General features: G+C 59.0%; 18 protein-coding genes. 10 read left to right on the top strand and 8 right to left on the bottom strand.

Translation table 11 applies throughout. From position 1 onward, the window contains the following. The first annotated feature begins 4 nt into the window (after nucleotides 1–4). From IM701_RS18255 to IM701_RS18230, 6 genes are read left to right on the top strand one after another with little or no spacing between them, the layout of a single operon-like run. Nucleotides 5–1198, top strand: a complete 1194-nt coding sequence (locus IM701_RS18255; protein ID WP_193828966.1) for a P-loop NTPase — start codon at nucleotides 5–7, stop codon at nucleotides 1196–1198. Continuing rightward, on the top strand, nucleotides 1198–2616 hold the full coding sequence (locus IM701_RS18250; protein WP_193828965.1) for a CpaF family protein: 1419 nt from the start codon (nucleotides 1198–1200) through the stop codon (nucleotides 2614–2616). The genes IM701_RS18255 and IM701_RS18250 overlap by 1 nt, the downstream gene beginning before the upstream one ends. Beyond that, the gene (locus IM701_RS18245) at nucleotides 2613–3602 is read left to right on the top strand and encodes a type II secretion system F family protein (protein ID WP_193828964.1); all 990 of its coding nucleotides are present in this window, start codon (nucleotides 2613–2615) and stop codon (nucleotides 3600–3602) included. The genes IM701_RS18250 and IM701_RS18245 overlap by 4 nt, the downstream gene beginning before the upstream one ends. 4 nt (nucleotides 3603–3606) lie before the next feature. Continuing rightward, nucleotides 3607–4557 (top strand): type II secretion system F family protein, encoded by a 951-nt coding sequence (locus IM701_RS18240; RefSeq protein WP_193828963.1) that lies wholly within the window; start codon nucleotides 3607–3609, stop codon nucleotides 4555–4557. Then, nucleotides 4554–5174, top strand: coding sequence for a tetratricopeptide repeat protein (locus IM701_RS18235; RefSeq protein ID WP_193828962.1), 621 nt, complete (start codon nucleotides 4554–4556; stop codon nucleotides 5172–5174). The genes IM701_RS18240 and IM701_RS18235 overlap by 4 nt, the downstream gene beginning before the upstream one ends. Continuing rightward, the gene (locus IM701_RS18230; RefSeq protein WP_230487958.1) at nucleotides 5174–5644 is read left to right on the top strand and encodes a prepilin peptidase; all 471 of its coding nucleotides are present in this window, start codon (nucleotides 5174–5176) and stop codon (nucleotides 5642–5644) included. The genes IM701_RS18235 and IM701_RS18230 overlap by 1 nt, the downstream gene beginning before the upstream one ends. Before the next feature lie 968 nt (nucleotides 5645–6612). Here the strand turns inward: IM701_RS18230 and rfbB are convergent. From rfbB to rfbA, 4 genes are read right to left on the bottom strand one after another with little or no spacing between them, the layout of a single operon-like run. Continuing rightward, nucleotides 6613–7668, bottom strand: coding sequence for a dTDP-glucose 4,6-dehydratase (gene rfbB / locus IM701_RS18225; protein ID WP_193828960.1), 1056 nt, complete (start codon nucleotides 7666–7668; stop codon nucleotides 6613–6615). Beyond that, nucleotides 7661–8518, bottom strand: a complete 858-nt coding sequence (rfbD, locus tag IM701_RS18220; RefSeq protein WP_193828959.1) for a dTDP-4-dehydrorhamnose reductase — start codon at nucleotides 8516–8518, stop codon at nucleotides 7661–7663. Before rfbD ends, rfbB begins: the two co-directional genes overlap by 8 nt. Then, nucleotides 8515–9060 (bottom strand): dTDP-4-dehydrorhamnose 3,5-epimerase, encoded by a 546-nt coding sequence (gene rfbC, locus IM701_RS18215; RefSeq protein ID WP_193828958.1) that lies wholly within the window; start codon nucleotides 9058–9060, stop codon nucleotides 8515–8517. Before rfbC ends, rfbD begins: the two co-directional genes overlap by 4 nt. Further along, nucleotides 9057–9977 (bottom strand): glucose-1-phosphate thymidylyltransferase RfbA, encoded by a 921-nt coding sequence (gene rfbA, locus IM701_RS18210; protein ID WP_052242755.1) that lies wholly within the window; start codon nucleotides 9975–9977, stop codon nucleotides 9057–9059. Before rfbA ends, rfbC begins: the two co-directional genes overlap by 4 nt. A 316-nt stretch (nucleotides 9978–10293) precedes the next feature. Between rfbA and IM701_RS18205 the strand changes: the two genes are divergently transcribed. Beyond that, complete coding sequence (locus IM701_RS18205) at nucleotides 10294–10503, top strand: hypothetical protein (RefSeq protein WP_193828957.1); 210 nt, start codon at nucleotides 10294–10296, stop codon at nucleotides 10501–10503. 1021 nt (nucleotides 10504–11524) lie between these two features. Here the strand turns inward: IM701_RS18205 and IM701_RS18200 are convergent. Next, nucleotides 11525–12829, bottom strand: a complete 1305-nt coding sequence (locus tag IM701_RS18200; protein ID WP_193828956.1) for a UDP-glucose/GDP-mannose dehydrogenase family protein — start codon at nucleotides 12827–12829, stop codon at nucleotides 11525–11527. A gap of 311 nt (nucleotides 12830–13140) precedes the next feature. Beyond that, a complete protein-coding gene (locus IM701_RS18195) occupies nucleotides 13141–13680 on the bottom strand; it encodes a CAP family protein (protein WP_197423828.1) in 540 nt (179 codons plus the stop codon). 264 nt (nucleotides 13681–13944) lie between these two features. On the opposite strand from IM701_RS18195, the gene IM701_RS22285 reads away from it, so the two are divergent. Next, nucleotides 13945–14244, top strand: a complete 300-nt coding sequence (locus IM701_RS22285; protein ID WP_193828955.1) for a transposase — start codon at nucleotides 13945–13947, stop codon at nucleotides 14242–14244. 203 nt (nucleotides 14245–14447) lie between these two features. Here IM701_RS22285 and IM701_RS18185 read toward each other — a convergent pair whose 3' ends face one another. Together IM701_RS18185 and IM701_RS18180 are read right to left on the bottom strand one after the other, a co-directional pair. Next, a complete protein-coding gene (locus tag IM701_RS18185) occupies nucleotides 14448–14843 on the bottom strand; it encodes a L,D-transpeptidase family protein (RefSeq protein WP_230487950.1) in 396 nt (131 codons plus the stop codon). Nucleotides 14844–15079: 236 nt separating this feature from the next. Continuing rightward, the gene (locus IM701_RS18180; protein ID WP_039338356.1) at nucleotides 15080–15661 is read right to left on the bottom strand and encodes a PEPxxWA-CTERM sorting domain-containing protein; all 582 of its coding nucleotides are present in this window, start codon (nucleotides 15659–15661) and stop codon (nucleotides 15080–15082) included. A gap of 244 nt (nucleotides 15662–15905) precedes the next feature. Here IM701_RS18180 and IM701_RS18175 point away from each other — a divergent pair, with 244 nt between their 5' ends. Together IM701_RS18175 and IM701_RS18170 are read left to right on the top strand one after the other, a co-directional pair. Further along, complete coding sequence (locus tag IM701_RS18175; RefSeq protein WP_062348029.1) at nucleotides 15906–16781, top strand: metallophosphoesterase; 876 nt, start codon at nucleotides 15906–15908, stop codon at nucleotides 16779–16781. 432 nt (nucleotides 16782–17213) lie between these two features. Further along, nucleotides 17214–17537, top strand: coding sequence for a hypothetical protein (locus IM701_RS18170; protein ID WP_062348031.1), 324 nt, complete (start codon nucleotides 17214–17216; stop codon nucleotides 17535–17537). The last annotated feature ends 87 nt before the right edge of the window (nucleotides 17538–17624 follow it).

Genomic DNA, 17624 nt, shown 5'->3' with positions numbered 1-17624 from the left:
TCGCATGGACTACTCCGATCAACCTCACCCTGCTGCCTCGTCTTTCGATACGCCACCGGTCGGTGTGTTCGTCAGCGAACGCCAGGCAGGCGATCTACTGGAGCAGGTAGACGCGGCGACCAAGGTAATCCTGCTGGTCCGCTCGGTGGGCAATAACGAACATATTCCTTTTGAAAAGCTGGGGGGGCTTTCAGTCGTCGTCCTGGAGGTCGATCCTTCGAGCAGGCAGTCGGTCAATCGCCTCGTAAACCTCGTCCGGTCCAATCCGCCATACCCGGTAATCGCAGCCATATCGTCGCCGGAGATGTCGCTGGTGCGGACCTTGGTGCGCGAGGGGGTGAGCGATGTTCTGAGCCTTCCGCTCACCGTGCCCGAACTTACGCAGGCCTGTCTTGACGCGGTGGCGCGCAAGGCTCAGCCAGCAACGGCACTGCGCCTCGCTCCCCTGATCGGCGTTGTGGGGTCCTCTGGCGGCTGTGGTGCCACGAGCGTCGCCACCCATCTTGCCAGTGCCCTGGCCCGCTCGACTCCCGAAGGGCGGCGCGTGATCCTGGGCGACCTCGATCTGCAGTTCGGCAGTGTCGGAGCGTACCTTGGCGCAGAGCGGAGCGGCTCGTTCACCGATCTCATCGAGGCTGAAGACAGACTCGACGAGGAGTTGATGAAGGCGCTTGCTCCGGAAGGACGCAACGGGTTTGCCGTGCTGTCAGTGCCGGAGACGATACCCTCGTCGGATTCGGTCTCGCACGAAGCGATCCTGCGGGTGATCGAACGGCTGAGGACGACATATGAAATGGTCGTGCTCGATTTCCCGGCGAACTGGTCAAACTGGTCAGCGTCGGTCGCTTACTCCGCCAGCCTTCTGCTTCTGGTCACCGAACCGACCCTGCCCAGCCTGCGCCAGGTAAAGAGGACCAGTGATCTGTTCGACGCGATCGGCGTTCCGCGCAGCAAGGTCCACGTGGTTGTCAACAAGATGGAGCGAAAGCTCTTCAAGGCGATCGACGCCAGCGACATCGAACGCACGCTTGACCGAAAAATTCTTGCCACGCTCCCCCGGGACAATGCCGACCTTGGTCGCGCACAGGATCAAGGCGTGCTGGTCCACGAACTGGGGCGCAAGAACCCGTTCGGGACATCCGTCGCCGGGCTCGCCGCCTCGGTCATCGACCAGTTGCAAAGTGGGGGCGCACGCTGATGTGGGACATCCGCAAGCCACGGGCGAAGAGCGCCGACGAGCAGGAAAAGCGCTATGCCATCCCGGAACAATCATTCGAGCCGGTAATCCGGGCCGGTGACGCCGGCAAGGGCCCAACCCGCGAGGTAGAGCGGTCGGAAACGGACACTCGGCTCAACATCAAGGTCGAGATTCACCGCGAGCTGCTCGAGCGGGTCAATCTCGCATTGATCGAACGTTTTTCACGCGAGGAACTGGCGCGCGAGCTTGGCCCGGTCATCGACGAAATCATCGCCGAGAGGTCGCTTGCCCTCAACCGCTATGAAAAGGCTGATCTCGTTGACGAGATCTTGGACGAGCTTGTCGGCTTGGGCCCGCTAGAACCGCTCCTCAAGGACGAGACCATCTCCGATATTCTCGTAAACGGGTCGGAGACGGTCTTCGTCGAAAGGCGCGGCGTGCTTGAACGGGCTCCGACGCGCTTCAAGGACGAGAAGCACCTCCTGCGCATCATCCAGAAGATCGTCAGCGCCGTTGGTCGACGCGTTGACGAAGCCTCGCCTTTTGTCGACGCACGCCTTGCTGATGGTTCGCGTGTAAATGCGATCATTGCTCCACTGGCAATCGACGGATCGCTGCTCTCGATTCGCAAGTTTTCGAAGACGCCGATCAGCATGGATCGCATGGTCGAGTTCGAAAGCCTCACCGAGGAGATGGCAACGCTTCTGCAGGCGGTGGTGCAAGGCCGCCTCAACATCATCATTTCGGGGGGAACGGGATCCGGCAAGACGACGATGCTCAATGCCCTGTCGAGCTACATCAACGGGCATGAGCGCATCGTCACGATCGAGGACTCGGCCGAGCTGCAATTGCAGCAGGAGCATGTCGCCCGGCTCGAGACTCGGCCGGCCAACATCGAAGGCCGGGGCGAAGTCAACCAGCGCGACCTCGTCCGCAACGCCCTGCGCATGCGACCGGACCGCATTGTTCTCGGCGAATGTCGCTCGGGCGAAGCCTTTGACATGCTTCAGGCGATGAATACGGGCCACGACGGATCGATGACCACCGTCCACGCCAATACCGCGCGCGATGCGCTTGCGCGTATCGAACAGATGGTCGGAATGGCAGGACTGGAAATGTCGATGCGCACGATCCGCGCCCAGATCGTTTCCGCGATCAACGTCGTGATCCAAGTCGGGCGCCTGCCCGATGGTCGCAGAAAGACGCTTTCGATCAGCGAGGTCACTGGCATGGAGGGGGAAGTGATTTCCATGCAGGAAATCTTTCGCTTCCGCCAATCCGGTCGCGACAGCGATGGCCGGGTACTGGGACAGTTCGAGGCTACCGGCGTCCGCCCCCATTTCGCGGGCGTACTCAAGTCCATGGGCATCTACCTTGATCCCGAGCTGTTCAAGCCGCCGATGGGATATGGCCGATGAGCGCACTCATCCTGAAAATCCTCGGCTTTCTCGCAATCTTCGCGAGCGTGGTGTTTCTTGGCCAACTTGCTCTGAATGCCCTGCTGTCCAGTCACGAGAGGCGCAAGGAGATATCCCGTCAGCTCAAGAATCTGCGTGCGCACGATGCCAAGGCGGCTGCACTGTCGTTGCTGCGGGGCGATCGCAGCGCACGCAATCTTCGCACCCGCTCGCTCTATTCTCGGCTGTACTGGAGCATCAGTCGCGCCGATCTTGGCGTGGCCACGCACACCGTCATCTATGTCATGGTCGGGGTCAGCCTCGTATTGACGCTGTCCGCGACTGCCTATGCCGCAACATCACCGGCAGGCCTGTCAGCTGGTGCGCTGCTTCTTATCCTGAGCTTCAGCGGCGCAGTCGGATTCGGCCTGCCGATGGTGTTCTTCAATCGGCGCGCAATGAACAAGCGCAAGAAGCTGGAAGAGCAGTTTCCGCTCGCTCTGGAAATCTTTACCCGCGCGCTTCAGGCGGGACACCCGATGACCTCGGCGCTCGAACTGCTTACCGAGGAAATGGATGATCCCTTGCGCGGGGAGTTCGCGCTTGTCGCAGACGAAGTGGCCTATGGGTCGGATCTCGGTGACTCGCTCGCCAACATGGCATGGCGATGGGACTTGCCCGACGTGAAGATGTTTGCAGTGAGCCTTTCGGTCCAGGGCGAGACCGGGGGCAATCTTGCCGAGATCCTCAGCAACCTGTCCAAGGTCATCCGTGATCGCAGTTCGCTGTTTCTCATGGTCCGCTCGCTCAGTGCGGAGGGCAGGATCAGCGCAATGATGCTGTCGGTCCTGCCGATCATCACCTTCGTCTTCCTGTTCGCGGTAAATCCGCAATTCTATCTCGAGGTCGCGGACGACCCAATGTTCATCCAGGGCTACACCGGGCTTATCATATTCTATTTCATCGGCATCTTCTGGATCCGCCGAATGGTCGACCTGAAGGTTTGAGGGGATGAGCGACTCCTTCGTCCGCCTTGGCATCCTGGCCATCTTCTTCGGGCTGTGCGCCTGGGGCTCCTATCGCGCCCTGCTTTTCGCGCAGACCTCCGCTACGGTCCGCGCCCGGGTGAAGGCTGTCGGATCGGTCCGTGCTGCTCCGGCGGAGGACAGGGCAGGTGGCGCAGGCGCCGTCTGGGCGCGGCTCGTCGAGGCCGTCGAAAACAGCGGCTTGAGCCTGTCCGACAGCAATCCTGATGCCTTGCGAGCCAAGATGATCGCGGCCGGGTTCGAATCGCCGATTGCTCCACAAGCCTATGTGCTGATCCGTCTTATCATGGTTTTTGCAGTACCGGCCCTGGGTCTGCTTTTCCTTGCGGTTGCGGGGTTGGAGTTCAATCTCGTCAATATCTATTTCGTAGGCGTGATCAGCGCGGCTCTCGCGCTGCTGGGGCCGACGTATTTCATCAGGGCCCGGACGTCCTCGCGAAAGACGGCCATCACCAACGGCTTTCCGAACTGTCTCGATCTGCTGCTGGTGTGCGTCGAAGCAGGCCTTGGACTTGAAGCGGCGCTCGATCGGATCAGCCGCGAGATGGTCGACGCGGAACCGGAAGTCAGCCGTCTGCTGGTTCGCACAACCCTTCACCTGCGGGCAGGCGCCAGCCGGGAAGAGGCGCTCCGCCGCCTGGCCAATCTGGCAGGCGTCGACGAGATCACCTCATTTTGCACGATGCTGATTCAGTCCGAGAGGCTTGGATCGAGCATCGGCACGACGCTGCGGATATTCGCCAGCGAGATGCGCGAAAAGCGCCGGATGCGCGCCGAGGAGAAGGCGCACAAGCTGCCCGTGCTCATTTCCGTGCCACTGATCGTTTGCATGCTGCCGACGATGCTGGGCGTGCTCATGCTGCCTGCTGCCATCAGGGTGGCCACCCAACTGCTCCCTGCTCTTGCCGGAAAATGACCATGAAACCGACATATCTTCGCCTCTTGATGGTTGCACCCGTTGCACTCAGCCTGTCCGGCTGTGGCGTCATGAAGAAGTTGGGCATTATTCACGGTCCGCGAACTGCGGAGTCCTCGGTACAGGTGGCCAGCGCTGATGCCTTGACGCAGATCGGTCGTTCGCAATTGGACGAGAATGATCCCGGCTTGGCAGCCAAGTCCTTCGAACAGGCGCTCACGGCAGGTGAGAGGCCGGCTCCAGCATTCAACGGGCTTGGCGTTGCCTACGCCAGGATGGGCCGCGCCGATCTGGCCGCTCGCTACTTCAGCCTTGCCGCACAGGCTGATCCCGAAAACCAACGGTACCGTGCAAACCTTGCCACGCTTCACCAGAGCAGCCAGATGGCGCGCCTGCGTGCCCCGGGTCCGCAAGGCTCAAGGGTTGCTCAGGTCAGCACGGGAACGCCGTTTTCAGGTCCGGTGGGGAACGAGGACGGCAGGATCGTTCGTTTATCCCCGCTCGAAGTGAAGATCGTGATTCCCCCTTTCGAAGCGAAGCATCCGGAGGCAACTGCGTTTGTCCGGATCGATCTTGATGGTACTCGCGCACGGCGTAAGCGGACGAGTGAGAAGTGATGGTTTCTCTGTCGGGAATGCTGTTGCTGCTACTTGTCGGCTTGCTTCTGATCGCGAGTTTCTGGGACATCCGCTACCGTCGCCTGCCAAATTGGCTGGCGGGAGCAACGCTGTTGTTGGGTTTGGCACATCTCTTCGCGATGACCGCTTCGCTGGGAGAAGCCGGTTCCGGCTTGCTCCATGCCGGTGCTGCGCTCATCGTCGGCATGCTGCTATTTCGAGCAGCTCTGGTCGGCGGTGGCGATGCTAAGTTCTATGCCGCTGTTGCTGCTGGCGTTCCGATTGCAGACGGTCTTAGACTGCTGGTCTATGTCTCGGTTTCGGGGCTCATTGCGGTCGTCCTCTGGTTCGTCATTCGGCGAATCCTTGGCAAAGCGACCTCTTCGAAGAGCGATGGTGATTTTGCCAAGTTCCCGTTGGGTGTCGCCATTGCCCTCGGGAGCTTGGTCAATTATGGCCTTTCGAATTGACAGTATCGATCCGGCCATGACGTCGGCGGGGTATAATGGGCAAATTGATTGACGTGTCGAGCGGTGCTGATTCAAGCCTGGTTTTCCGGGAGGCACTCTTGAGCTCGGCGGCCTGAGCCAAGCTTAGTGGGAGATTCTGAAAAACTTGCATACCGATCGAGCCGGAGAACCGGGGGCGCTGTCGCTGTCCCGAGCAGAGCCGCCCGATCATCTTTTGGAATGCTTCGCGGTTACGTTCTGGAACGCCAAGGTGTGGTCCTGCCAAAGTAAGGCAAGTGGAATACGATTTGCTGACGCTTCCAGTGGTGGAATGAAGCCGGGCTCTGAGAAGGCAGTGGCACTGACGTTGTCCGAAGCCTTGGCGGACAGTGTTTCACAGCATCGATAGCAACACGCTTTGCGCCCATGTGAGGTAGGGTAGGAAAGGGCGGACTCTCCGACGAGCCCTTCGCCGCCCGCGGGGTGGATTTACCAGTGAGTTTCACTGCCTGGCCGAGGTCCTCGGACGACCAACCGCTTTCGATCCGACCGTCGGCGACGCGGCGGCTTGCAAAGCCCAAGATCCGTAGATTGGCCACCTGAGCGCGCGCCCAATGCCCTGCTGGCAGACAACGGCTATGATCTCGCCGCCATTCGCGCGGATGTGGACGCGTGGAATATCAAGACCGTCTTTCCCCCAGGGTCAAACCGCCTTTGTGATGATCTAGGACGACCGCACCTTTCTCAAGCAGCGCAACCATCTGGGGCGTATGTTCGGGCAACTCAAAATCATTCGAGTGATCGCAACCAGAGGTGGCGAGACCGCCGAAATCTTATTCGGCCTGGTCCACATCGCTTCAGCACGCTGTTGCCTCACATTTGTCCACGCCGCCTGATCGCGCACTGGGCGGATCTGACGACAGTTACCAGGTTTTGGCAATCCTTGACATCTGTCGCAGGCATTCCGGCCTGATCTGACCGCCTTGGTGCTAAGCTGCCACCAATGGCCGCCACCAAGCCTCGTTCTCGAGATACCAACGGACCGTCTTGCGCAGGCCGCTTTCGAAATCATGCTGCGGTACGTAGCCGATCTCGGCTCGCGCCTTGGTCTCGTCGATGGCGTAGCGCCGGTCGTGGCCCTTGCGGTCTTCGACGAATGTCTTCAGTTCACTGGTCTCCCGCCCCTTTGCCGCCGGAGCGTCCGGATAACGGTCTGCCAGGCCTTCGATCTCGGCGAAGGCAAGATCGACTTCCGCGCAGATCCGGTCGATAACCGCCATGTTGGGCAATTCCTCGCCACCCCCGATATTGTAGACTTCGCCAGCCTTGCCGTTCAGCAGCGTTGCCTCGATACCGCGACAGTGATCCTCGACGTAGAGCCAGTCGCGGACATTCATACCGTCGCCATAGATCGGCAGCGGGCGTCCTGACAGCGCATTGAGCAAGAACAAAGGAATAAGCTTTTCGGGATAATGATAGGGACCGTAATTGTTCGAGCAGTTGGTCGTGGTAACATCAAGGCCATAGGTATGATGATAGGCCCGAACGAGGTGGTCCGAGGCCGCCTTGGATGCCGAGTAGGGCGAGTTCGGCTGAAACTGCGTGGTCTCACGGAACGCCGGATCATCGGGACCAAGCGATCCATAAACCTCGTCTGTCGAAATATGATGAAAACGATGCGCGCGTCCACTGCCGCTATCGAGCCATACCTGTCGCGCGGCCTTGAGCAGGCTGTTTGTGCCAAGGATGTTCGTGTCGATGAACGCGTCGGGTCCGCTTATCGATCGGTCTACATGGCTTTCGGCAGCAAAGTGAATGAGCGTTGCGATATTGCGTTCGCGCAGCAGCTTTTGGACCAGATCGGTATCGCGTATGTTGCCTACGACCAGTTCGGCCTGTTCGACGTCAGCAATGGTCGACCGATTTCCGGCGTAGGTAAGGCAATCCAGGACGATGATCGCATCGTCAGGGTGCATCTTGCTCCAATAATGGACGAAATTGCCGCCGATAAATCCGGCACCTCCGGTGACAAGCAGGTTAGGCAAGGGATCTTTCCTCTTTGAGCATGGTCCGCAGGTTCCTGCGCCAATTTACCCATTCATCACCAAGTACGGCCCTGGTAGAACTGACATCGAGGACCGAGAATGACGGGCGTCGTGCAGGCGTTGGGAAATCGGCTGTAGCAATCGGCACGATTTTCGGAATGCGCTTCAGCATGCCCAGAGCTTGTGCCTCTTCGGCGATGGCGATTGCGAAGTCATACCAGCTGGCAACACCTGCATCGCGATGATGAAAAATGCCCGGTTGGTTGTGCAGTGCCAAGCCCCAAAGCGTCCGCGCAAGTCCGGTGGCCCAGGTCGGCGATCCGATTTGGTCGGCCACAACACGCAGTTCGTCGCGTTCGCGCATCAGTCGAAGCATGGTCCGTACGAAATTGGCGCCACCCGCAGCGTAGACCCAGCTTGTTCGCACGATGATTGCATCCGAGCCTGCGCCATCCTCGCCGGCGGCCTTGCTGGCGCCGTAAACCGAAAGCGGGTTTCGCACATCACTCGGGCGATAGCCATGACCATCGGTTCCGTCGAACACGAAATCGGTCGAGACCTGCACGAGCCGTCCACCTGTGCGTGCGAGAACCTCAGAAAAGACCCGTGGGGCCTTGGCATTGATGACATGCGCCAAGACCTGTTCAGTTTCGGCCTTGTCGACAGCTGTGTAAGCAGCTGCATTGATCACGACATCGGGCCGTTCGGCCCCAACAATGCGGACGATTGCATCGGCATCGCCAAGATTGAGTCCTGCGCGACGATATCCGATGCAAGTCCACCCTTCCGGAGCAGTTTCCAAAAGGGCCTTCCCGACCTGGCCGTCGATGCCGGTTACGAGGGCTTTCATGGAAAGGGCGTCACCTGATCGAGCGAGAGGCCAACGGCATCCTTGGCCGAAAGCTTCGGCGCAATTCCGTCAAGTGGCCATTCGATTCCCACCGCAGGGTCGTCCCAGGCGAGGCAGCTCTCGAACTGCGGCGCGTAATGCGCGGTGCACTTGTAGAGGAAATCCGTGTCATCCTCGAGTGTCAGAAAGCCGTGGGCAAAGCCTTCTGGCACCCAGAACATGCGTTTGTTCTCTGCTGAGAGAACGACTCCTGTCCATTTCCCGAAATCTCGCGACGAGCGGCGCAGGTCGACCGCGACGTCGTAGACAGCGCCGCGTGCCACGCGCACCAGCTTGCCTTGCGGGTGGGGATTCTGGAAATGCATGCCGCGCAAAACGCCCTTCTGCGACCGGCTATGATTGTCTTGCACGAATGTCAGATCAAGTCCCGCCGCAGCGAATGCGGCGCTGTTCCAGCTCTCATAAAAGAAGCCGCGTTCGTCGCCAAAAACCTTGGGTTCGATGATAAGTGGACCTTGGATGTCACATTCGATAATTCTCACAGCGAACCTTTTTGCGTCAGAAGTTGCAATAGATATTCGCCATATCCCGATTTGCGCAACGGTTCGGCAATTGCTTCAAGTTCGGCATCACTGATGAACCCCTGTCGCCACGCGATTTCCTCGGGGCAGCAGATTTTCAGGCCCTGCCGTTCCTCGGTGATGCGGACATAAGTTGCTGCATCCAGCAATGATCCGTGCGTGCCGGTGTCCAGCCAAGCGTAACCCCGCCCCATGATCTCGACCGAAAGCGCACCCTCGTTCATGTAGAGCCGGTTGAGGTCGGTAATCTCCAGTTCGCCACGCTGCGAAGGTTTGAGCTCGCGTGCACGATCCACTACCGTCTCGTCATAAAAGTAAAGACCAGTCACAGCATAGTTGGATTGTGGCTGTGCCGGCTTCTCTTCGATCGAACGTGCGCGGCCAGCCTCGTCGAAAGCTACAACACCGTAGGCTTCGGGATTGTTGACGCGATATGCGAACACGCTCGCTCCGGTCTCGCGCCGATTGGCATTCTGCAGCAGCTGCGGCAGGCCATGACCATAGAAGATGTTGTCCCCCAGCACCAGCGCGCTGGGCGCGCCGCCGACAAATTCCGCGCCGATATGGAAGGCCTGTGCAAGGCCGTCAGGTTTCGGCTGGACGGCATAGGACAATGCGATTCCAAATGCGGATCCGTCACCAAGAACGCGCTGGAACTGAACCGCGTCCTCGGGAGTGGTGATAATCAGGATGTCGCGAATACCCGCCAGCATCAATGTGCTGAGTGGATAATAGATCATCGGCTTATCGAACACCGGCATGAGCTGCTTGGATACCCCGCGCGTCAACGGATAGAGGCGGGTTCCAGAACCACCAGCAAGGATGATGCCCTTGCGAGAGCTTTTACAGGATTTCGTCACGTTTCGAAGACGCTCCATTCTGCACCGCGGTAGCAGCGCACGCTCTTCCGCAGAGCAACAGTCAAAGGGCAAAAACTGGCTTGAAAGTCAAGGAGCATCCCTTGCAGCAAGTTCAACGTCTTGGCCCTGCTTCAAGAACCGGCGTTTCATCTGGTTCCCGCAACCAGACCTATATCATATCCAATACCCGGGGGCGGTGCTGCGGCCCCTGATATGGGCTTGCAGTATTCCCCCTGACTGCGCGGCGCGCCATCGCGCAGGTTGAAGGTCCGGCATGGGGCGCGGGGACGAAGCGAAGCTTCTGCGAGACTTCTTTTTCCCCCGAAGAAAAGCCATGGCACAGCTGCCACGTGCCGAGGATTATCCCGATCACATAAGCGTACAATCAGTCCTTGTCTCATTTATGGAATGTGATCCGAGTTTCGGCATCTTCGCACGCTCATTTGGCACCTACGCCGCCTTGTACCCCGGTCATTCCGTCGAAAAGCAGGAAGATGTCAGCGCTAACGCCTGGGGAAAGTTTGTTGATCCTTTAATGCGTTAGTTCACAAAGTGCATCTAATCTGTGCGGACAGGGCGGCGCGAGTTCGCCTGCGCCATCGGCGACCGGACGCTCAATCTTGTGAGGTCTTCCGGGTTCGTCGGACGGAGGGCTCGGCGGCGTGGGCAAGGGTTCGGAGGAATCGCACCACATTAGCCAGTCGAGCTTTCGCAGAAGTCGAATGGCACTCTGCAGTGTTACGCGGTCCCAAGGACGGCAATGGCGGCTGTCGCGCGTTGCTCGGCTTGACCTATGCCTGTTTTTCGGTGGCAGGCTTGGGCATAAGGGGATTGACTGAAGAAAAATGTTGTATTGCAAGGGCCTGCTATCAATCGAGCCTGGAAAGCGCGGTCGAGGGAGATGGTTCGAGCAGTACCGTTCGGTCATCAGCAGCATCCTTCGGCAGCAATGTTTCGGCGCTCTGCGGCGCGACGTGCCACCCCAGGATGGCGTTGGTGCGCCATCAATCGTGGCTTCAGGCGCTGGCGCGAAGCCGGGGTCTGACAGACAATGCGAGCGCAACATTCAGCGCCCGCGTCGACAGCGGAAGGGAAATGGGAGTCTTTGACCCGCTCCCAGCCGTGTGTGGGTGGGTTCGCCAGTAAGCTCTACTGCCATTGGCAGTTGCTCTCGGACCACTGCTCTTATTCCACCTGACGGTCGGCGAGGGGCAGATAGCGACGCCTGCGACGCCCGGGGCGTGCCCGAGCACGCACCTGTCGCGTTGCTCGTCGAGAAGGGCCATGATACCGACGCGATCCGCATCAATTCTGCCCATGGACCATCAGGGCCGCCGTTCCGGGGACGTTCAAGCCGGGGGAAAGCGGGCATGATTGTGCGCTTCAGTGCAGTGTATCCATTTCGAGCGCCTGCTCGACCTTCTCAGAAATAGCGACCCGATAGGACACACCGAACAATAGCTCCCGCGGAATGATCCATCTTACCACCCCCAGCTACTGGCTCAGACATGTCCACAGCGGGTAGCCATCGAACCCTCTCGACACACACATAGCTTTACGAGCTGTCAGGGGCGGCCAACACTGGTATAGATGATGCCCGCCTCGCGCGCCTGAGCCGGATCATAGACATTTCGCAAATCGATAAGCACAGGAGCCTTGGCCCTGTCGTGGATGCGTCCGAAATCAAGTGCACGAAACGCGTCCCACTCGGTTACCAGCACGATCGCGTCTGCCGCTTCGATCGCGTCATATACATTGGTCGCCATAGTTACATCAGGCATGAGACGCGCGGCCGCTTCCATGCCTTCCGGATCATAAGCGACCACGTCTGCGCCTGCATCCAGAAGCGTCTGAATGATCGCGATCGACGGAGCATCGCGCATGTCATCGGTGTTTGGCTTGAATGTCAGGCCCAGTATTGCGACGCGCTTGTCCCGTGCGCTTCCGCCAAGTGCTTCGATCACTTTGCGGCCCATTGCCCGCTTGCGCGTTTCATTTACGTTCACGACGGCTTCAACAAGCCGCACAGGACTGCTGAACTCTTCCGCTGTCTTGAGCAGGGCGAGGGTGTCCTTGGGAAAACACGAACCGCCGTAACCTGGACCTGCGTGTAGAAATTTTGTGCCGATCCGGTTGTCGAGGCCCATTCCGCGTGCCACATCCTGCACGTTCGCCTGCACCTTCTCGCACAAGTCGGCCATTTCGTTGATGAAAGTGATCTTCGTCGCGAGAAAGGCATTGGAAGCGTATTTGATCAGCTCCGCGCTTCGCCTCGACGTAAACAAGATGGGCGCCTTGTTCAGGAACAGGGGCCGATAGACTTCAGTCATCACGTTGCGGGCCCATTCATCCTCGGCGCCTATGACGATGCGATCAGGGCGCTTGAAATCGCCGATAGCCGCTCCTTCGCGCAGGAATTCGGGGTTCGAGACGACTGAGCATGCTACCGGCGTGCCGCTCGCAGCGAGGATCCGCTCGATCTCATCACCCGTCCCGACGGGTACCGTCGATTTCGTGACGACAACGGTCGGCGACTTGATGTTTGCGGCAATTTCGTGCGCTACTGCCTTGACGTAGCTCAGGTCCGCGTGACCGTCGCCGCGACGTGCAGGGGTGCCGACGGCGATGAATACCACCTGCGCGCCTTCGATTGACGCGGCCAGAGATGAGGAGAAGGACAATCGTTCTGCTTTGACGTTTGCTGCGACTAGTTCCGCGAGACCCGGCTCGTAGATTGGCATGACGCCTGCGAGCAGGTTTGCGATCTTAGCCTCGTCCTTGTCGACGCAGACGACGTCGTGCCCAAAGTCGGCAAGACATGTGCCGGACACCAGGCCAACGTATCCTGATCCAATAATTGCAATCTTCATGGAAGATCCTGATCTGCTAGTGTGCGTCCCAAGCGGTGCACGCGGCATCCGACGCAACATGAGGTGCTTAGATTGAGGGCAAAAGCAGAACCTGCACAGACCTCACCTTGTTTGTTGGTGGCTCGTCTAGGCCGGCCTGTCAACGCCTAGTGAAGACTTCTTAATGGCACGGCGGGCAACTCCACGGTCTCGGCTGATTGTGAGCAGCCGTACTGCTAAAGCGCATTGCTAACGGGATTTCCGTCAGCCAAATCGCGCAATCATCCCTTGAACCGCGAGAGCGAAACGCCAGGAAACTGCGTGTTCACACATCAGACGGGAGAGGTTCCGATGACGTTGCCTGGTCGGCTGTAGCGACAGACCATGATTTCCTCGCCCCGGCTTGCTGCACGACCGCAGCCGACTTGCAAAGTGCGGCGCCACACTACCTGCGTGTAGTGCGCGACGTCCCTTACATTGCCTGTCTCGCTATTGTTCGGGAATACACCAGGCTTGTAGTTGCGCTTTTCCGCAATCCATAATGCGACCATGGACTCAGGCCGGAAAGCGCCCGGAGTGCCGCCCCAGATGTTCTCGCCAAGTGCTGGCTCGCCTTGGACATTTGGAGAATGTTCGAAGCGCCCTGTGTCGGCAAGATGCTGTGCCCACTTCTGGGCACCGTCCGCCAGCTCCCTGTTCCAGACCAGACTCGGTACGCCAAGGGTCGAACGCTCGCGATTATGCGCTGCCAGCACTTCTTGCGCGAAGTCATCGTTAAACGGCGAACCACCGGCCGCTGCCGGAAGGATGGCAAGTACGAGAGCGGAGCAGGTACTTGAGAGTTTTTTTATAAAGAACACAATCGCCTCCAATGGAGGCATCGTGGCAAAGGTGGATTGACCAGCACTTTCGCGACTTGGTTAACTTTCCAGCAATACCTGCGAGGCTGATCGATCATCGCGTGGACCTGGCAGCGCGCCAGCAAGCGCAGGCGCTCGCGATGAAATTCCGGCGCGCCTTGGAGAATGTCCTCTGGCTCGGGGGTGTGCGATCCCGGCGATGACTCCTAAACCGGTTTAAGGTTTTCTGGCTGGCGTGATTTAGGCTGGCCAATGCAATGGAGGTGACGGTCTGAGTTGACGGACAGAGGATATTCGATCATCGAGCTTTCCCTGCCGAACAAGCCGCGCAGGGTTCCCGGTGTAGATCATCGTCGGTTTCTGAACGGAACTGCCGCCCGGCTTCGGCCCGCTTCTTCACGGCCGGATGGGCCCCCGCGCCATGGCTCCTCGACGACGTGTTGTAATCGGTTTGTTCGCTGGCGCCAAGCCGGAGTGCACAATCGCTTCTGGCTGCTGTTCCCGCGACTTTCGAAGGCAGATTGTGTTGCTGGGCTCCGCCTGGGGCCGCGTCCTCCAGCACAGTGCGACGGGTAAGAAAGGGGCACGGAGACCGAGACATGGAACCCGTCGCGCTCCAATCGCAAGCAGCGCTGACCGTCTTCGGATTGGCTCGGTCGTCTACGCAACCTGTTCGAGTGCTGTCCGAGCGCATCAAGCATTTCCGGAGCTTGCCACTGATCACGAAAAGTGCCCGGAGACCACCTCGCCACCGGCATATGCCTTACGCATCTGGTATGCTACACGATGTGGACCACATCGCCCACATGGATCACTGCAAACAATCTTTTGGCAAATTCGGAAGGAATGCCGATGCATCCATGCGTTCCCAAGCCGGCCTGCACGTCGCTTCCATGAATGGAGACGCCGTCGTCCGTCAGCCGAAGGGTAAACGGCATCGGGGCGGAGTCGTAGGTTGCCGACACGTGATCGCGCATCATGGCGATCACGGGAAAGGAGCCTCGAGGCGTTGGATATTCATCTACGCCATGCAGAATGACAGCCGTGCCAATCTCCTCGCCGCCCCGGAACACCGATATGATCTGCCGATCGAGATCGACGCGGACCATGACTGCCCCTGAGCCACCGGGCGAGGAATGCAGGACATCCTGCCAGCGGTATTCGCCATAGGCCATCGCGGCGGGAACTTCCAACAACGAGGACACCATCGCGGGCCAACCATCCCGAGAGGACAACTGACGCGCTTGTTGCGGTGTTAAGAAGATTCGTGGTTCATGCAACGACCGGGATGTTGCAGTTGGAGGCGTCATGGCGGAACGTGACGCGTCCTGCCATGCGGTATCGCTCTCGTTCCTGCACGCCGCGATCAGCAGGAAAGAGGCCAGAACTATTGATTTCAGAATGCAGCCAGTCAGTCTGAGCAAGCGATAAGTTCCAAACGATGTCGCTTGCGCAAAACGATTCCGGTGAGGCCGAGCCCGATGATCATGATGAACCATGTTGCAGGCTCCGGGACAACGGAACCCCCTCCGGGAGGGAGGACACCTTGTCCAGGAGGGGTTATCACGCTGCCCGGAAGGCTGCCCGGCAACGGGCCAACGCCGTTGAAACCCGCAGGACCTGGCGTCACCGCCGCAAGAGCAGCAGGCAAGGATAGAGGTGCAGCACTGCCAAGCCCGTCCTGAGCTCCAATAGCGGGATCGTCAACAAGGTCCTCGGGCGAAAATATCTTGCCCAGCGCACGTTCGTTCGGGCTGGCCGGGGATGAGGCGGGATCGACGTTCTTGCCGATTGCGACCTGTGCCAGCGCCTTGCCCTTCGCCAGTTCTGCTGCCAAGCGTTGGCCAGGCGATCTTTGTGCGAACAGTTCGAGGGCGCTAAGTCCTGCAGGACCGCTGCTGGATGCCGTGGCCTGGACGCCCGCACCGGCGATGCTCCGCTGAAGCGCAGCGGTTCCGGCCAGCCCGACCAGCATGGCCATCGCGATGCCCATCAGGCGGCGCCCGCGAAGCAGACTGAGAGATTGCCGAAAAGGCGCAAATGAAGGCACGAGTTTCAAGCTCCTCAAATCCCAGCAACGCCATACTGCCCAGAGTCGGCTTGACAGAACGTTACACCTTTAAATTCAAATCGGTTAAGGATTTTCCTCGTTTGATTTTGATCCGTCCGACGCATTATCAACCCAGAATACAGGTCAGGAAGAAACTTTGCGTGACGGGCCTCACAGGCGCAGGACAATGTGGACGATCGTCGGGAAAACGTCCGAACGCAGGTGTCGGTGGTTAAGGATTACCTTGGCCGTGCTGGTCCTCGGCTCCAGCGCCCTTGGAGTGTCGCAAGCAATACAGCCTCCGCTCATGCGCGAGGCCACCTTGGAGTTGCCAGAGTGGCCTGCGCGTCAGCGGCCTGTTCGCGCCGTGCTGCTGGCTGATATTCACCTCGGCGGTATTGACATGACCGCCAAAAGGCTTTCGCGCATTATCGACCGCATCAATGCGGTCCAACCAGATGTCGTTCTGGTCGCCGGCGATTTTCTCACCGATTGGGCTGCGGACTCTGCGGACATCATCGAAGTTGCGGCGCAGATGAAGCGGTTACGTTCGCGCTACGGCACTGTAGCGGTGCTTGGAAACCACGATCATGGAAGCAACACTTTACTGCTCCGGAATCAGCTGGAACAGTCAGGTGTTACCTTGGTGGATAATGGAGCAGTGCGTCGCGGCCCTTTGATCCTGGCCGGGTCAGGCGACAGTGTATCAGGACATGCTCGTCTTGGAGGGACCCTCGCTGCGGTGCGGCGGTTGAGGACAAAAACGGATGGAGCAATTGTCTACCTTGCCCATTCGCCGGACATCTTGAAATGGCTGCCTCAAGGCCCTGCGGTCTTGTTGGCCGGGCATACTCATTGCGGTCAGATTGTCCTGCCGCTGATCGGGGCGCCAGTCCGGGTGTCGCAGATATTTGGGAATAAACTTCGATGCGGGTCAATTCGCATCGGCGACAAGCATATCATCGTGACTTCCGGATTGTCGACGAGTTCATTGCCGCTTCGCATTGGTGCTCCGCCCGATTTCTGGGTCTTGACCCTGTCAGGTGCTTCTCACGCAGGATGATTGGCTGTGCAAGACAATCGCCGCTAGCCGACCGCCGGGGCGGGAGAGTCTCGCGGCCAGAAGCCAGGCACTGCTTGATGCTATGCCCGAGGCAACACGCTGCTGGTTGACAAGAACTGTGACAGTACCGCCATCTGCGAGGCCGCCGCGAGCGAAACTTCTTGGCCGCTATCCCCACAAGCTCAATTCAAAAGCGGCGTTTTGCCATCAATGGTTTGAAAACGGCACCGCCGCCTTCAGCCGCATCTGTACCTGAAGCTGGTCGACTGCGTAATATGTCTATGGCTTGAAAATGGGATTCTGTCATTCGATCCCATGTTCCGGGGCAGGTGGGGATGGGGATACCACTTGCCACTTCTTCAAGGCAACTCCGAACCTCGGTGTTAACTGTTTGTTGTCCTTTTTGGCTCATTCTCTGCACGGTTCGTCCGGATGGGTGATCAGAAGGAATTCTTTATGGCCAAGAGTGCACCCGCTAGAACGCCTGGAATGCCTTTTCACGATGCGGTCGCTTCCAGGGCGGCCAGATCCAGGGTCGAACCGGTTTCCGTGATCGATATCTCGGGCGAACACGGGGCAACCCGGGCCCAGCGCGACGGCTGGATGGCCCGCGATCTTCAGATGATGTTGGCGCAACATTACAACGGTGAAGCCGCAACGAAGTCGCCGCCTAAGCTTGGGATTATCGCTCTGCTGGCGTTGGCTTCGTGGGGCCTGGTTATCGCTGCAGGTTTCGTCGCCCTCTCCATCATGTAGTTCCACGGCCATTTTGCGGTGATGCGTCGCAAGAAGGTCGATCTTAGGAATCAAATCGAGTGCTTCTTCCGCATCTGAGAAGATGTG

This window comes from Novosphingobium sp. ES2-1 (assembly GCF_015169775.1).
Lineage (GTDB): Bacteria > Pseudomonadota > Alphaproteobacteria > Sphingomonadales > Sphingomonadaceae > Novosphingobium > Novosphingobium subterraneum.
The sequence above is the reverse complement of the archived record's forward strand: the minus strand, read 5'-3'. Positions and strand labels throughout refer to the sequence as shown.

What these genes read in the sequence shown, in the direction of transcription:
- IM701_RS18255 (WP_193828966.1), top strand. Translation starts at nt 5, where the DNA reads ATGGACTACTCCGATCAACCTCACCCTGCTGCCTCGTCTTTCGATACG.
- IM701_RS18250 (WP_193828965.1), top strand. Translation starts at nt 1,198, where the DNA reads ATGTGGGACATCCGCAAGCCACGGGCGAAGAGCGCCGACGAGCAGGAA.
- IM701_RS18245 (WP_193828964.1), top strand. Translation starts at nt 2,613, where the DNA reads ATGAGCGCACTCATCCTGAAAATCCTCGGCTTTCTCGCAATCTTCGCG.
- IM701_RS18240 (WP_193828963.1), top strand. Translation starts at nt 3,607, where the DNA reads ATGAGCGACTCCTTCGTCCGCCTTGGCATCCTGGCCATCTTCTTCGGG.
- IM701_RS18235 (WP_193828962.1), top strand. Translation starts at nt 4,554, where the DNA reads ATGACCATGAAACCGACATATCTTCGCCTCTTGATGGTTGCACCCGTT.
- IM701_RS18230 (WP_230487958.1), top strand. Translation starts at nt 5,174, where the DNA reads ATGGTTTCTCTGTCGGGAATGCTGTTGCTGCTACTTGTCGGCTTGCTT.
- rfbD (WP_193828959.1), bottom strand. Translation starts at nt 8,518, where the DNA reads ATGAAAGCCCTCGTAACCGGCATCGACGGCCAGGTCGGGAAGGCCCTT.
- rfbA (WP_052242755.1), bottom strand. Translation starts at nt 9,977, where the DNA reads ATGGAGCGTCTTCGAAACGTGACGAAATCCTGTAAAAGCTCTCGCAAG.
- IM701_RS18205 (WP_193828957.1), top strand. Translation starts at nt 10,294, where the DNA reads ATGGCACAGCTGCCACGTGCCGAGGATTATCCCGATCACATAAGCGTA.
- IM701_RS18200 (WP_193828956.1), bottom strand. Translation starts at nt 12,829, where the DNA reads ATGAAGATTGCAATTATTGGATCAGGATACGTTGGCCTGGTGTCCGGC.
- IM701_RS18185 (WP_230487950.1), bottom strand. Translation starts at nt 14,843, where the DNA reads ATGGCCTATGGCGAATACCGCTGGCAGGATGTCCTGCATTCCTCGCCC.
- IM701_RS18180 (WP_039338356.1), bottom strand. Translation starts at nt 15,661, where the DNA reads ATGGGCATCGCGATGGCCATGCTGGTCGGGCTGGCCGGAACCGCTGCG.
- IM701_RS18175 (WP_062348029.1), top strand. Translation starts at nt 15,906, where the DNA reads ATGTGGACGATCGTCGGGAAAACGTCCGAACGCAGGTGTCGGTGGTTA.
- IM701_RS18170 (WP_062348031.1), top strand. Translation starts at nt 17,214, where the DNA reads ATGGGTGATCAGAAGGAATTCTTTATGGCCAAGAGTGCACCCGCTAGA.